The organism is Jonesia denitrificans DSM 20603 (genome assembly GCF_000024065.1).
Lineage (GTDB): Bacteria > Actinomycetota > Actinomycetes > Actinomycetales > Cellulomonadaceae > Jonesia > Jonesia denitrificans.
Genome location: NC_013174.1, coordinates 153,297 through 166,725, shown reverse-complemented (window position 1 = coordinate 166,725; position 13,429 = coordinate 153,297). Strand labels below are relative to the sequence as shown.

The window sequence follows — 13,429 nt, the reverse complement described above, 5'->3', positions numbered from 1 at the left end:
GGCGCCACCCGATCGCGGGTGGCGCCCAGTGGCGTTGGTGGAATTCAGTTCCTTACCGGCGCACGAACTGCACCTTGTACACTTCTGGCCCCTCTTCCAGGTAAGTCACCTCAAACTCGCCAGGGGCGCGCTCCTCCAGCTGCGCAAGCAGCGGAAGTGGGTTGTGGTTCGCCACAATGATCATGCCGCGCTCGGGGGCGATCGAACTCAGTGCCCCAAAAATCGTGGCATGGCGGATCGCGTGGGGAATGACGCGGGTATCAAGCTCGGGGTAGTCCACCACATCGTGGTCCCCACAGGCGCACCCACCGGTGGGCTTGTCTCCGATGCTTAGTCCAGACTGCTTGCTCATGGGTTGTACCTTCCTTTGGTGACCAGGTCGCGGCCGCGGGCTACGCCGCAGACACCACCTATATTAAACACGGTATAGTTCGTGTTTAATGACTTAGGTCCCACCGGAGATCGTTGAAAAAGCAACAATCTTTGGTCCTACAGAGGATTCGTTTTTATTGACTAGTGTGAAGTCCGTGGAAAAGACAGCTCGCCCTTCCCCCGCTCAACACCCGCCGCACACTTCCCCGCAGCCGGTGCAACGGCGCACGCGATCACTGTCCCCTTCCCGCATGGCAGTCCTTCGCTACCTCGAAGAACAACCCACCCCCGTCACACTTCACCACGTCGCCAAGGCTCTAAACCTCCACGAAAACACCGTCCGCGGGCACCTCGACGCCCTCCTGAACAGCGGATATGTCACACGCACCCAAGAACACGCCGAACGGCGAGGCCGCCCCGCCTGGTTGTGGCGCCCCGTCATGTGCGACAACTCCGAATACGCACAGCTTGCTGCTGCACTGGCCGCAACCATCCACCGCACCTCCCCCGCCCCCGAACTTGCCGCCAAAGAAACGGGCAACGAATGGGGACACAACCTTGTGGCCCACCTTGGATTAGCCCCCACAGACACACCAAGCACACCGGCACCCGCCACCTCCCAACCTGACCTCACCGCAGTCGACGATGTCTCTCAGGTGCTGTCTCACCTCGGGTTCGCCCCAGTACGCGGAGCAACAACAGCAGCCGGTTCCCTGCCCCACGCCACAGACACCCGCATCGAACTCACCCGCTGCCCCCTGATAGATGCGGCACGCAGGTACCCTTCCATTGTGTGCAGCGTCCACCTGGGACTGATTGAGGGCGCTGCCGAAGCGATGGGACACCACGCCTCTGGGTCCCAACTCATCCCCTTCGCCACCCCTGATGCGTGCGCTCTCCACCTGCGCCTGCACGGCACATCACCTGACACAGGCGCTACTGAGCGCACATCACTCACTCCCCCACCAGCAGGGAATTCCCGTGGGGAGACAATCCGGGAAGGCACCACCCCGTGACCGAGCGCCGCCGTATCCCCGCCCGCGCGTTGCTCATCCTGCCAGCCGGTGCCGCCATGGTGTTGGGGCTCAGCGCCGCCCTGCAACTCCTTGGGGTGTGGGCACCCTTTGCCACCTCGCGCCTCGCCGACCAACACGGTTACCTGATGACACTTGGGTTCGTGGGCACCCTCATCGCACTGGAACGCGCAGTCGCATTAGGCACCTGGTGGGGGTATGCCGCGCCGGTGTTCCTGGGCGCCGGCAGCCTGGCGGCAGTGACCGCGTTACCTGCCGGTGTCGGCGCCTGGGGTGTTGCTGCGGGAACTGTTGCTCTTGTTGTTCTCTACCGTCCGCTGTGGTTACGCAACCGGGATGAGGCTGTTCTCGTGCAGGCGCTGGGCGCTGTGTGTGCTGCGGTGGCCGCGTTGTTGCGGGCTGGTGGGGTCCCAGTCTCTGTTCTTATTCCGTGGCTGGCTGGTTTTGTTATCCTCACCATCGCTGGCGAACGTCTTGAACTCGCCCGGTTCGTCATGGGTCCCCGCGCGAACACCGTTCTGGCATCAGCGGGTGTTACCTATCTGTGCATCAGTGTGGCGGCGTTGTTGTGGCCGCTCGTTGGCTACCCGCTTCTTGGGGTGAGTGTGCTCGCGTTGACGGCGTGGCTAGCCACCCACGATGTTGCACGAACGATGATCACGACCACAGGCCACACCCGGTTCATGGCGGCGTGCATGCTTGCCGGGTATGGGTGGTTGCTGGTGGCAGGTGTCATCTGGGTTGGTGGACCCGCGTTTTCTGGCGGCCCTTACGATGCGGTCATTCACGCGGTGTTTATAGGGTTTACGATCTCGATGATCATGGCGCATGCGTCCGTGATTTTGCCCGCTGTGATCCGCCGACCATTGCCCTACCGCCCTGTCATGTGGGTTGCTGCGGTGACCGTCCATGCTGGGCTGGTGGCGCGGATCTGGTTGGGTGACCTGCTTGGTTTACCGTCGTGGCATACGGCTGGCGGGGTTGCGAACGTCATCGGGTTGGCTGGGTTTTTTGTTCTTGCGTTGTGGTCTGCGGTCCGTGCCGCCCGCGCTCGTGAAGGGGTGTCCGCATGACGATGCGTTCGTTACCGATTGCCCGGGCTGATTCTGCCCGCCCCACCCGCCGTGGTTTCCAGCCGATGCGTGATCTGCCCGCAGTGATCTGGTTACTGCTCGCGGTAGTGGCGACGGTGGTGCACCAGTGGATTCCGGCACCACGGTGGCTCATGTTGCACGTGGTATTTTTGGGGGCAATTTCCCATTCCATTGTGGTGTGGTCCCAGCATTTTGCGGTGGCGTTACTGCACGCCCAAATCACCGATGCGCAACGACGCCATCAAACGCAGCGTCTTGTTGCGTTGAATGTGGGTACCGTCATCGTGGTTGTGGGGGTAGTGGGGTCGTGGTGGCCGGTAACGGCGATCGGGGCGACCGCTGTTGGTGGTGCGGTGCTGTGGCACGGGGTGTCATTGTGGCTCAGGCTTCGGTCCGCGTTGGGTACCCGGTTTGCGTCAACGGTACGGTTCTATCTTGCTGCGGCCGTGTTTTTACCGGTGGGTGCGGTGTTGGGCACGATGTTGTCACATGGATTCGCGGACCCCACTCACGCCCAGGTGAAGTTATCGCACGCGTTGATGAACGTGCTGGGGTGGATGGGGTTGACCATTGTGGGCACACTCATCACACTGTGGCCGACTATGTTGCGCACCAAACTGCGTGATGACTCTCTTCCTGCTGCTACCAGGGCTTTACCCGTGTTGGTTGGTGGTGTCACGGTCGCTGCGGTGGGTTCCCTGCTGGGGTGGCTGTGGGTTGTGGGTGCCGGTCTTGTTGTGTACGTCGCGGGTCTCGTGATCCTGGAGATCCCCCTGGTTCGCACCGGGTGGGTAAAGAAACCTTCGTCTTTTGCTGCGTTGTCCGTTGCCGCCTCACAGTTGTGGCTGGTGGGCGCACTGGTGTATCTCACCGTGTGGGTGCTGCGTGCTGCACCCCAAGATGACTGGGCGTTGGCTCACACCCATTTTTCGTGGATCTCACCGTTCCTTGCGGCCGGGGTTGCGGTCCCGGTGCTGTTGGGGGCGTTGTCCTACCTGATTCCGGTGTCACTGTCACGGGGTCCTGCCTCGGCGCGCGCCGCGAACGCCGCCATTGACCGTGGTGCCTGGTTCCGTATCACCGCCGGGCACGGGGCGCTGCTGGTGTGCGCGCTGCCGGTGCCGTCCATTGTTCGGGTGGCTGCATCACTGGTGTATGTTGCGGCGATGGGAGCGTTCCTGGTTCTCATGGTCCAGGCGATTCGGGCCGCCCGTCACGCTCACGCTGACCCCACCGCTCATCTTGCTTCTCCCGCTGCTCCCACGTCTTCTGCCGCCGGGGGAACTGGTCGCCCTGGACCGATGGCCCCTCATGGGGAGAGACCTCGCGGGCAAGTAGCTGGTCAGGCTGCTTCAGGGGTGGTTGCTGTCGTTGTTGCGGTCGTCCTGGGAGTGATCGCGGACCCGTCCGCGTTAGGGTCTGGCGCGTTGGGTGGCGTCGCTGGTGACCGGTGGGGTGTGTCCACCGGTGCGCCCGCGTCCGGCGCGTTGGGGGGTGAGGTTCACCCCACCGGTGACACGGTCACTATCGATGTGGATGCCCGTGACATGCGCTTCACCCCGGACACCGTCACTGTTGACCCCGGTGATCGTCTAGTTATTAACCTCACCAACACGGACCCCACTGACGTGCACGACTTGGTGTTCGCCAACGGAGTATCATCCGGGAGACTCGCAACCGGTGACTCCACCACTGTTGACGTTGGGGTCATTTCTGGCCCAATGGACGGGTGGTGCTCCATTATTGGGCACCGGCAGATGGGCATGGTTTTCACCGTCACAACCACCAGCGACACCACCGAACCCAACGCTAGTGACACCTCCGAACCCGGCTCCGATCCGGGAACGGACCACTCCACCATGGGGCATGGCACCACTGGAACTGACAATGAACCAGCGGACTCTGCCGCCACCGATTTTGACCCCATGGCAACCCCACCAACAGATTTCACAGCACGAGACGCCGTGCTGCCGCCACTGCCCGCCGCACCCAGTGACGGCAGCCCCACCGTGCATCGGGAAACGTTTGAGATCGTGGAAAAAGACATTGAGGTCGCCCCCGGCGTCACCCAACGCCTGTGGACCTTCAACGGGGTTGCCCCCGGTCCCACCCTGCACGGACGGGTGGGAGACATCTTCGAGATCACACTGGTCAACAACGGCAGTATGGGCCACTCCATCGATTTCCATGCCTCCAACCTGGCGCCTGACACCCCCATGCGCACCATCCCACCAGGGGAAACGTTGGTATACCGGTTCACTGCGGAGCGCGCCGGGATCTGGATGTACCACTGCGGGACCATGCCCATGACCGCGCACATTGCCAATGGAATGGCAGGCGCAGTCATCATCGAACCTGATGACCTACCCGAAGTAGACCGCTCCTACGTGCTCACCCAGTCCGAGTTCTACCTTGGCCCACAAGGCGGAACAGTCGATGTGGACCGGGCTTTGTCTGGCGGTCACGCCGCCGACATGGTGGCGTTCAACGGGTACGCCAACCAGTATGTTGCACACCCACTAACCGCTGTCACCGGGGAACGAGTGCGCATCTGGGTTCTCGACATCGGCCCCAACAAGCCATCCTCCTTCCACATTGTGGGGGGCCAGTTTGACCGGGTGTGGTTTGAGGGACAGTACATCCTCGGTTCTGCATCCGGACCAGCACACGGGACAACAGGCGGGTCCCAAGCGTTAGGGATGCACGCCGCCCAAGGCGGTTTTGTGGAGTTAACCTTCCCCGAAGCTGGACATTACCCGTTTGTCACCCACATCATGGCGGACGCTGAGAGGGGCGCCCGCGGAATTGTTCACGTCACAGAAAGCACACCATGACACACCGCGTCTTCCCTGGCCTTCGCGACCTTGACGACATCACCACGACCACGGCTATCCCGCAATGCCCAGTCAAACATTCCCCATCAGGGCAACACTTTGTGTTGGGTCACCCTGAGGTAACCCAGGCGGCGGCCGCCCCAGACACGTTCTCCGCAAGCGTGTCACCGCGGGTATCTGTCCCCAATTCCATGGACGGCGCTGAACACGCCGCTTACCGGACCATCATTGACTCCTACTTCACAGCTGCACGAATGGCCACATTCGAGCCCACATGCCGTGCCATCACACGTGACCTCATGTCACAGCTCACGTTCAGTGCCCCCACCGACGTCATGGACACCTTGGCGCAACCGTTTGCGAACCGTGTGCAAACCGCGTTCATGGGGTGGCCCACCACCTTGCAACGTCCACTTGAAGAGTGGGTGCGCAAGAACCACGCGGCGACCCGCGCTCAGGACCGGGCGGCAATGATTCGGGTGGCCACCGAGTTCGACGGGTACATTGTTGAACAGTTACAGGTGCGCCGCAATAACCCCACAATGACCGATGTGACCGCTGACCTGGTCCGTGAAACTCGCGACGGCGTTCCCCTCACTGACGAGCAACTCGTGTCCCTTATTCGCAACTGGACGGTGGGGGAACTCGCCACCATCGCAGCGTCTGTGGGCATCATCGTCGCGTGGCTTGCCGCCCACCCACGGGAAAGTGCACAGGTGCGTGACCTGCACGCTTTAGGGTTGGACATGGCGGTAGTGTCCGACGAGATCTTGCGTCTTCATAGCCCGTTTCTCGCCTCACGACGCCGCACCACCACAGACACCACAGTTGCCGAAGACATGATTGCCGCGGAAAGCCGCGTCAACCTCATGTGGGCAACAGCGAACCTCGACCCGCGTGCGTTCCCCAACCCGTTAGATTTCGACCCGCTACGCAACCAGGACGCCAACGTCCTGTACGGGCACGGAACCCACTACTGCCCCGGCAAACCCCTCGCCCACTTGGAACTACGCATCATCCTCGACGAACTGTTCACGCACACAACTCACATCACACCAGCATGGGACGGGGACCTACCACGTCAGGCGCTGTACCCGACCGCTGGTTTCACTGAGGTACCAGTGATCCTCCACCGCACTCACGGGTGAACTGACACCGACACAATGCGACGCCCCTGGACAGTGTGCACACGAATAGTTCGCTCCCCCACCGTGACCTCATCGCCCACCACCGCGAGCCGGCCCAGGTGAGCCAACACAAAACCAGCCACGGTTTCGTACGGGCCATCGGTGAGTTCTAACCCGGTTTGCTCAGCGAATTCCTCGATAGTCAACCCAGCACTAACGGTCCCATCGTCGGGTTCTTCCACCAGTGGGTCATACTCATCGCGAATATCTCCCACCAGTTCCTCAACAAGGTCCTCCAACGTCACAATGCCGTCAGTGCCACCGTACTCGTCCACAACCGCTGCCATCTGCAAGCCTTGCATCTGCAACGTGTGGAGCGAAGGGAACAGTTTATTAGTCACCGGAAACGCGAGCATAGGACGGGTCACATCACCAACCGTCACAGCATCTGGGTGACGCCCACGCGGCGCCTGAAGCACATCGCGAATATGCACAAACCCACGAAGATCATCAAAACCCTCACCACTGACGGGGTAACGAGAATACGGTTGCTCTCGCACAAGTTCAGCGGCCTCACTCAGTGACAATGCCGCTGGAACAAACACCACCTCACCCCGCGGCCGCATCACCTCACCAATGGACCGTTCCGCAGCACTAAACACATCAGTAATGAGTTGACGCTGGTCCTCCGGCAACCCCTCATGAGCAGTAACAATCTCGCGCAACTCCTCCTGCGTCATGTCCCCAGAACGGGCTGACGGGTCACCACCCAACACACGCACCACAGCATTGGTCGACCGGGACAACAACCAAATCACCGGCCGCATGAGCGTCGCAAACCGGTCCAGAGGCGGTCCAACCGCGAGCGCAACTTGCTCAGAACGTTGCAACGCGATGCGCTTAGGCACCAACTCCCCAAACACCAACGACAGATACGCGATGACGAGCGTCAACCCAAGCAACGACACCGTGTCTGCTGCCGCCTGTGGTAACCCGATGCTGCGAAGAGCGGGAACAAAATCCGGGGCAAGAGTTGATGCACCATACGCGGCTGACAAAAACCCGGCGACAGTCACACCAATCTGCACAGCCGCAAGGAAACGGTTCGGGTCACGGGCAACATCAGCGACCCGACGCCCACGCGCCCCACGGCTCTCAAGCTGGTTGATTTGAGACTCACGAAGAGAGACAAGGGCGAACTCCGTCCCCGCGAAAACTCCGCCAATCAGCACAAACAGCAGGACAAGACCAATATTGGCCAGTGTGTCAGCGTCCACGGGAGTCGCTACTTTCTGAGGTCGGACAGGTCAGGAGGTAACACCAACTCAGGGAGTTTCGCTGCCCTCCTGCGGCGCACAATGTACGCCGCGTGCCACTGGGGATTATCCATGTGCTCATGTGCAGCACGAATCGTGGACACCCATTCATCGTTCCATGTTGTGTGTGGCAACGAAAACCCTGACGCTTCCAATCTGACTCTGGCGTGATAACCGGTCACTACGTCACGCCGGTTCGTCCACGTGTCCGCGAGAAGGATGCGCCCATCACGGTCAACAGTCTCGGGGCGGCGCAACTGCCGAACCACCGCAACAACACCCCACGTCCCAAGAGCAGCAACAACACACGCGATAGCAAAACCCATGACGACTCCTTAATTCCCACGTGTGTTCACCGTAGCGGAGCGGGGGTACTCGGGAGAAGTCAGGTCGTTGACCAAGGGTGTTGTCAGCCTGAGTTAATCGTCAGTCGAGTGGGTCACGCACAAGAGGGCACGTCATGCAGTGTCCACCGCCGCGCCCGCGCCCTAGCTCCGCACCCACAATAGGAAGCACCTCAATACCTGCTGTGGTGAGGAGGTCATTAGTTTTCGTGTTCCGGTCGTAGGTGTACACCACCCCTGGGCGCACAGCGACCGCGTTGTTACCCGAGTCCCACTGTTGACGTTCTGATTCGTAGGCGTCACCACCAGTGTTGATGACCCGCAACCCGTCAAGGCCCATCGCCTGAGCAACAACGTTAATGAACGTTCCCTGCCCATGGTCAGTGACATGCGAGCGGCCTGGGCGCCCATCAGGGCGCAACGTGAACGTGTGAATGGAATCCACAATCCGTGGGTACACGGTGACGATGTCACGGTCAGCAAACGTAAACACCGTGTCCAAGTGCATAGCCGCCCGTAGCTTAGGCATCCCGGCAACAATGACTTGGTCGGCTGCACCGCGCTGAAACAGCGTATCCGCGACCTGGGTGATCGCTTGGCGTGACGTGCGTTCACTCATCCCAATGAGAACCACTCCATCACCCACCGGCATCACGTCCCCACCTTCAAGTGTGGCTTGCCCCCAGCGTTGTTCCGGGTCACCCCACCACACGTGTGCACCCACGAAGTCTGGGTGGAACAGGTAGATCGCTTTCATCAGGAGCGTTTCATCGTGACGGGCACGCCAGTACAGCGGGTTCATCGTGACCCCGCCGTAAATCCAACAGGTGGTGTCACGTGTGTACAACGTGTTGGGCAAGGGCGGCATTAAGTAGTCGCGGGCATCAGCGGAACCGCGCACCAACAGCATTGTTGGTGGACGGAACTCAGCGGGCACATCGTCAATGGATAACCCACCAATGAGGTGCTCAGCGAGGTGCTGCGGAGGGAGGGTTTCTAGGTAGGTGCGTACCGAATCCACCAAACCGATTCCCACCAGGTTCGCCGTGATTTTGCGGTCCAAAATCCAATCCCGCCCACCCGGTTGAATCAGTGTTTGCGCAAGCAGGTCATGAAGTTCAACAACGTCCACACCCTGCGCCTCAAGAGAACGCACAAACGCCGCGTGGTCTTCTTGGGCGCGGTCAACCCACAGCACGTCATCAAACAGCAGGTCACTGGAGTTTGTGGGGGTGAGCCGCCGATGCGCGAGCCCGGGCCTACAGACCAGCACTTTACGGAGCGTCCCCACCTCCGAATGAACACCGTATGTGTGGGCTGGACGTTGCGACTCAGTCATGAGGTTCCCTCCGTGTGACGGTACGAGGCAGCACCCCGATCAGGAGTGCTGCTGTGTCGATCCTGCCACGTCACCAGCAGTTACGCGATCCACGGTGCGCTAGCAGCGAACAACCGTGGGCGTTTCCGCACTCGCCGAGAAATGGACACACATGTCCACTTAGGATGAAGGTAACCGCGCAGGCCCTGCTGCGTGAACCACCGTTCCCGTAGCGGGTCTCCCCTCACAAAGGAACAACCATGAACATCTCAGGGAAAGTCTTCGTTGTCACTGGTGGCGGAAACGGAATCGGCCGAGAAGTTGTCCTCCAACTCCTGGGCGAAGGCGCACATGTCGCCGCCGTCGACCTCAACGCAGAGGCACTCGCACACACCACCACACTCGCTGGAGCCGGTGACCGGCTCACCACCCACACCGTGAACATCACCGACCGCGACGCCGTTCACGCCCTACCCGACCAGATCATTGCCCACCACGGCAACGTCGACGGTATCGTGAACGTCGCAGGAGTGATCCAACAGTTCGTGCGCATCATCGACCTTCCCTACGAAGAAATCGAGAAAGTCATGAACGTGAACTTCTGGGGCACCATGCACATGGTCAAAGCGTTCCTCCCCCACCTGGTGACACGCCCCGAAGCGACCATCCTCAATGTCGCCTCCATGGGAGCGTACGCACCCGTACCCGGCCAAGCCGTCTACGGAGCGTCCAAAGCCGCAGTGTCACTGCTCACCGAAGCGCTCTACGCAGAACTCAAAGACACCGGCGTGAACGCCACCGTGATCTATCCCGGGGCGATCGCCACCGACATCAGCAAAAACTCCGGGATCACAACCCCCGGCACGGCAAACAAAGATGCCGCGTCGACCCACAAAACAACTCCCGCACCTGTTGCGGGACGTGTCATCGTGGACGCCATCCGGGACGGGAAATTCCGGGACACCATCGGCGCAGACGCCGCCATGATGGACCGGCTGCACCGACTCTCACCCAAACGCGCAACCGACATCATCGCCAAGAAAATGGCCGACCTTCTGGGCTAACCACCTGTTTCGTCAGGACCGTGTCCACCCACCGAAGCACGGCGGGTGCATCACAACACTGAGGTGACATCACGGTGATGTGGCGAGGTCAAGAGGGAACGTTCAATGAGGTGGCGGGCCCGCTCAACCCGGTCTTCATCATGGGTGTGACTCACCGTGGAGGTGACACCTTCGAACATCGCCCACGCGGTCAACAGGTCGCGTGGGCGAACATCTGCCTGAAACACCCCTGCATCCCGCGCTGCTGCAACTGGTTCCGCCAACACGTGTTCAATACGTTTTACCAGGAGTTCCAACGCTTGCACATGCTCCCGGGAGTCAAGCACCCACCGCGTCATACCTGGGGTGCGCTGCTGCTGGTCCAATGTTGCCCGCAACAGGCGCGCCGCGATGTGCGGATCTCCTGGCGCCACCTCAATGGCAGCCTCAAGCTCTGCCACTCGCCGTTCAAACACCGCAAGAATCAGCGCAGCCCGGTGGGGGAAATGCCGGTATAGCGTTCCACGCCCCACCCCGGCGGCGTGCGCGACTTTCTGCAACGCCACGTGCGGACCATGCACCCCGAACACCTCCTCAGCAGCAGCAACAAGGCGTTCACGGTTGCGGCGGGCATCAGATCGTGCGGTCATCCCTTGAGTGTAACGGCGCTGTTCGGTGTTGAGCCCACCACAGGACGGGGATGAGGAGGATCGAGAGGAGCCCTCCGGAGAGGGACAGGACGGCGAAGCTACTGGCGGAAACAACCACACCAGACATAGCCCCGCCACCTGCGCCTGCGAGCGCGATGAGGACGTCGATGGCGCCGAGTCCTCCGGCGGTGAAGCCGAGTCCTAGTCCGAGGCGTCGTCCGAGGCGGTGGGTGAAGCGGCCGACGAGGAATGCGGAGAGTGCGGAGCCGAGGGTGAACAGTGCGGTGGGTAGTCCGCCGACTGCGTCGGTTCCGAGGAGGTCTTGGGCGAGGAGGGCTCCGACGGTGATTCCTGCGGTGAGTCCGGCTCCGCCGAGGATTTGGCTGGCGACGACGACGCGGAGGGAGCGTCGTTGGATGTGGGCGATGTCGGTGTGGTTGTGTGCCACACCCACTTCTCCATTACTCCACGTTTTCATGGATATACGGTATCGCGGTGGCAGGATGCACAACCATGGGCCAAGTGCCTCTTTCGCCGTTCTGTGTTCTCTGGTTGACTAGTTGAAACGGACAATGATGTCCGTTTGGGTTCCCGCCCGTTGAACCAACCCTGAGGGAGCACACAATGAGCAACACAAACCCGACCGTCGATGTACTGGTTGTCGGTTCTGGCGCTGCCGCGTTGACCGCCGCACTATCCGCTGCTGATGCAGGTCAAAGCGTCCTTGTTGTCGAATCAACCACGCATATTGGCGGCTCAACCGCCATGTCAGGTGGGGGAGCCTGGCTTCCGAACAACCCGATCATGAAAGAAGCTGGAGTCACAGACTCCTATGAACAAGCCCGCACCTACATGGATGCAGTCATCCGAGTGGGGGCACCAGCGTCCACCCCTGAACGGCGAGATGCCTTTGTCCGCACCTCCCCCACCCTCGTCTCATGGCTTCGGGACCTCGGATTTGAGTGGGTTTACGGCAAAGGCTACTCCGACTACCACCCAGAGGAACCTGGCGGCATGGCGATCGGCCGCGCTGTTGAAGGTGCCGCATGGAACGTCAAGAAACTCAGTCCCGCTGACCGTGCACTGATCCGAGCTGGCGTCCCCATTCCCATGCACACCTTTGAGGTGGGAACGTTCATGCGCGCTTTTGTGTCCCTCAAAGGGTTCGCAAAGGCCGTACAGATCATTGGTGTTCGAACCATCGGTGGACGTCTCGTAGGCCGACAACTGATGACGTGCGGCCAATCCATGATTGGCCAACTCTTACACCTTGCCCGCCAAAAAAACATCACCATCTGGACTGACGCGCCACTCATCGCCCTCACAACGGACGGCGGCCGGGTCACCGGGGCGCGCATCGACAAACAAGGACGGCGAGTGACCGTCACCGCAGAACGTGGCGTCATTATTGGTGCGGGTGGGTTCGCACACAACGCCGACATGCGGAACACCTACGGCCCACACCCAGCATCGACACAGTGGACATCTGCGAACCCCGGGGACACTGGCCTCCCCATCACCGCAGCTCAAGAAGTTGGCGCAGATGTTGCCATCATGGACGAAGCATGGTGGGGGCCTACCGCCCTTGACCCAGCAACTGGCACCCCCTCATTCCTTGTCTCCGAACGTTCCTGGCCCCACACCATGATCGTTGACTCCGCCGGGCGACGATTCATGAACGAATCCGCGTCCTACGTAGACTGCGGGCACGCACAATACGCCCACAACCAGGACACTCCCGCCATCCCGGCATGGATGATCATGGAATCTCGACACCGCAACCGCTACCCCTTCGGGTTTGCTCTGCCACGGATGACACCAAAGAAAATGATCGAGTCGGGGTACTTCGTCGTCGCAGACACTCTGGAAGAACTCGCACAAAAAATTGGGGTAGACCCCACTGGACTCGTTGACGAAGCACAAAAGTTCAGTACATTCGCTGAGAGCGGGAAAGACACCGACTTTGGGCGTGGAGACTCCGCCTACGACCATGTCTATGGTGACCCTGCGTACACAAAAAACCCCAACCTGGGTGCGATCAGTAAGGGCCCGTTCTACGCAACCGCAATCTACCCCGGTGACCTGGGCACAAAAGGGGGCATCGTCACTGACGAGCATGCCCGCGCGCTCCGTGCAGACGGAACAGTGATTGAGGGACTGTACGCTGCAGGTAACTCTTCAGCATCCGTCATGGGTGACCGTTACCCTGGTCCTGGTTCGACGATCGGACCAGCCATGGTTTTCGGTTATATTGCAGGTCAACACGCCGCCACCGTGGCATCGTAGCGTGGAGTTCT

At 60.7% G+C, this 13,429-nt stretch carries 12 protein-coding genes; 6 read left to right on the top strand and 6 right to left on the bottom strand.

What is annotated here, in order from left to right:
* Positions 1 to 52: 52 nt before the first annotated feature.
* Entirely contained in the window at positions 53 to 352 is a 300-nt protein-coding gene (locus tag JDEN_RS00770) for a DUF2249 domain-containing protein (protein WP_012805933.1), read from the bottom strand.
* A 271-nt stretch (positions 353 to 623) separates the two neighbouring features.
* On the opposite strand from JDEN_RS00770, the gene JDEN_RS00765 reads away from it, so the two are divergent.
* From JDEN_RS00765 to JDEN_RS00750, 4 genes are read left to right on the top strand one after another with little or no spacing between them, the layout of a single operon-like run.
* Positions 624 to 1,388: a helix-turn-helix transcriptional regulator gene (locus JDEN_RS00765; protein WP_088585191.1), complete on the top strand. Its 765-nt coding sequence runs from the start codon at positions 624 to 626 to the stop codon at positions 1,386 to 1,388.
* Positions 1,385 to 2,479, top strand: coding sequence for a hypothetical protein (locus JDEN_RS00760; protein WP_012805931.1), 1,095 nt, complete (start codon positions 1,385 to 1,387; stop codon positions 2,477 to 2,479). The genes JDEN_RS00765 and JDEN_RS00760 overlap by 4 nt, the downstream gene beginning before the upstream one ends.
* On the top strand, positions 2,476 to 5,334 hold the full coding sequence (locus tag JDEN_RS00755) for a multicopper oxidase domain-containing protein (RefSeq protein WP_012805930.1): 2,859 nt from the start codon (positions 2,476 to 2,478) through the stop codon (positions 5,332 to 5,334). The genes JDEN_RS00760 and JDEN_RS00755 overlap by 4 nt, the downstream gene beginning before the upstream one ends.
* Complete coding sequence (locus tag JDEN_RS00750; protein ID WP_012805929.1) at positions 5,331 to 6,482, top strand: cytochrome P450; 1,152 nt, start codon at positions 5,331 to 5,333, stop codon at positions 6,480 to 6,482. Before JDEN_RS00755 ends, JDEN_RS00750 begins: the two co-directional genes overlap by 4 nt.
* On the opposite strand, the gene JDEN_RS00745 is transcribed toward JDEN_RS00750, so the two are convergent.
* From JDEN_RS00745 to JDEN_RS00735, 3 genes are all read right to left on the bottom strand, one after another.
* Positions 6,473 to 7,738, bottom strand: a complete 1,266-nt coding sequence (locus tag JDEN_RS00745) for a hemolysin family protein (protein ID WP_012805928.1) — start codon at positions 7,736 to 7,738, stop codon at positions 6,473 to 6,475. The genes JDEN_RS00750 and JDEN_RS00745 overlap by 10 nt on opposite strands.
* 8 nt (positions 7,739 to 7,746) lie before the next feature.
* The gene (locus JDEN_RS00740) at positions 7,747 to 8,103 is read right to left on the bottom strand and encodes a hypothetical protein (RefSeq protein ID WP_012805927.1); all 357 of its coding nucleotides are present in this window, start codon (positions 8,101 to 8,103) and stop codon (positions 7,747 to 7,749) included.
* 100 nt (positions 8,104 to 8,203) lie between these two features.
* Positions 8,204 to 9,460, bottom strand: a complete 1,257-nt coding sequence (locus JDEN_RS00735) for an arginine deiminase (RefSeq protein WP_012805926.1) — start codon at positions 9,458 to 9,460, stop codon at positions 8,204 to 8,206.
* Positions 9,461 to 9,699: 239 nt separating this feature from the next.
* Between JDEN_RS00735 and JDEN_RS00730 the strand changes: the two genes are divergently transcribed.
* Positions 9,700 to 10,503 (top strand): SDR family NAD(P)-dependent oxidoreductase, encoded by an 804-nt coding sequence (locus tag JDEN_RS00730; protein ID WP_012805925.1) that lies wholly within the window; start codon positions 9,700 to 9,702, stop codon positions 10,501 to 10,503.
* A 50-nt stretch (positions 10,504 to 10,553) separates the two neighbouring features.
* Here the strand turns inward: JDEN_RS00730 and JDEN_RS00725 are convergent, their stop codons facing one another.
* Positions 10,554 to 11,132 carry a TetR/AcrR family transcriptional regulator gene (locus JDEN_RS00725; RefSeq protein WP_012805924.1) on the bottom strand — a complete coding sequence of 193 codons (579 nt, stop codon included), beginning with the start codon at positions 11,130 to 11,132 and terminating at the stop codon, positions 10,554 to 10,556.
* Positions 11,116 to 11,610, bottom strand: coding sequence for a hypothetical protein (locus JDEN_RS13310; protein ID WP_197712996.1), 495 nt, complete (start codon positions 11,608 to 11,610; stop codon positions 11,116 to 11,118). The genes JDEN_RS00725 and JDEN_RS13310 overlap by 17 nt, the downstream gene beginning before the upstream one ends.
* Before the next feature lie 146 nt (positions 11,611 to 11,756).
* On the opposite strand from JDEN_RS13310, the gene JDEN_RS00715 reads away from it, so the two are divergent.
* A complete protein-coding gene (locus JDEN_RS00715) occupies positions 11,757 to 13,418 on the top strand; it encodes an FAD-binding protein (protein ID WP_012805922.1) in 1,662 nt (553 codons plus the stop codon).
* Positions 13,419 to 13,429: the final 11 nt, after the last annotated feature.

Coding starts and splice junctions, on each gene's coding strand:
- JDEN_RS00770 (WP_012805933.1), bottom strand. CDS start 352: ATGAGCAAGCAGTCTGGACTAAGCATCGGAGACAAGCCCACCGGTGGG.
- JDEN_RS00765 (WP_088585191.1), top strand. CDS start 624: ATGGCAGTCCTTCGCTACCTCGAAGAACAACCCACCCCCGTCACACTT.
- JDEN_RS00755 (WP_012805930.1), top strand. CDS start 2,476: ATGACGATGCGTTCGTTACCGATTGCCCGGGCTGATTCTGCCCGCCCC.
- JDEN_RS00750 (WP_012805929.1), top strand. CDS start 5,331: ATGACACACCGCGTCTTCCCTGGCCTTCGCGACCTTGACGACATCACC.
- JDEN_RS00740 (WP_012805927.1), bottom strand. CDS start 8,103: ATGGGTTTTGCTATCGCGTGTGTTGTTGCTGCTCTTGGGACGTGGGGT.
- JDEN_RS00735 (WP_012805926.1), bottom strand. CDS start 9,460: ATGACTGAGTCGCAACGTCCAGCCCACACATACGGTGTTCATTCGGAG.
- JDEN_RS00730 (WP_012805925.1), top strand. CDS start 9,700: ATGAACATCTCAGGGAAAGTCTTCGTTGTCACTGGTGGCGGAAACGGA.
- JDEN_RS00725 (WP_012805924.1), bottom strand. CDS start 11,132: ATGACCGCACGATCTGATGCCCGCCGCAACCGTGAACGCCTTGTTGCT.
- JDEN_RS13310 (WP_197712996.1), bottom strand. CDS start 11,610: ATGAAAACGTGGAGTAATGGAGAAGTGGGTGTGGCACACAACCACACC.
- JDEN_RS00715 (WP_012805922.1), top strand. CDS start 11,757: ATGAGCAACACAAACCCGACCGTCGATGTACTGGTTGTCGGTTCTGGC.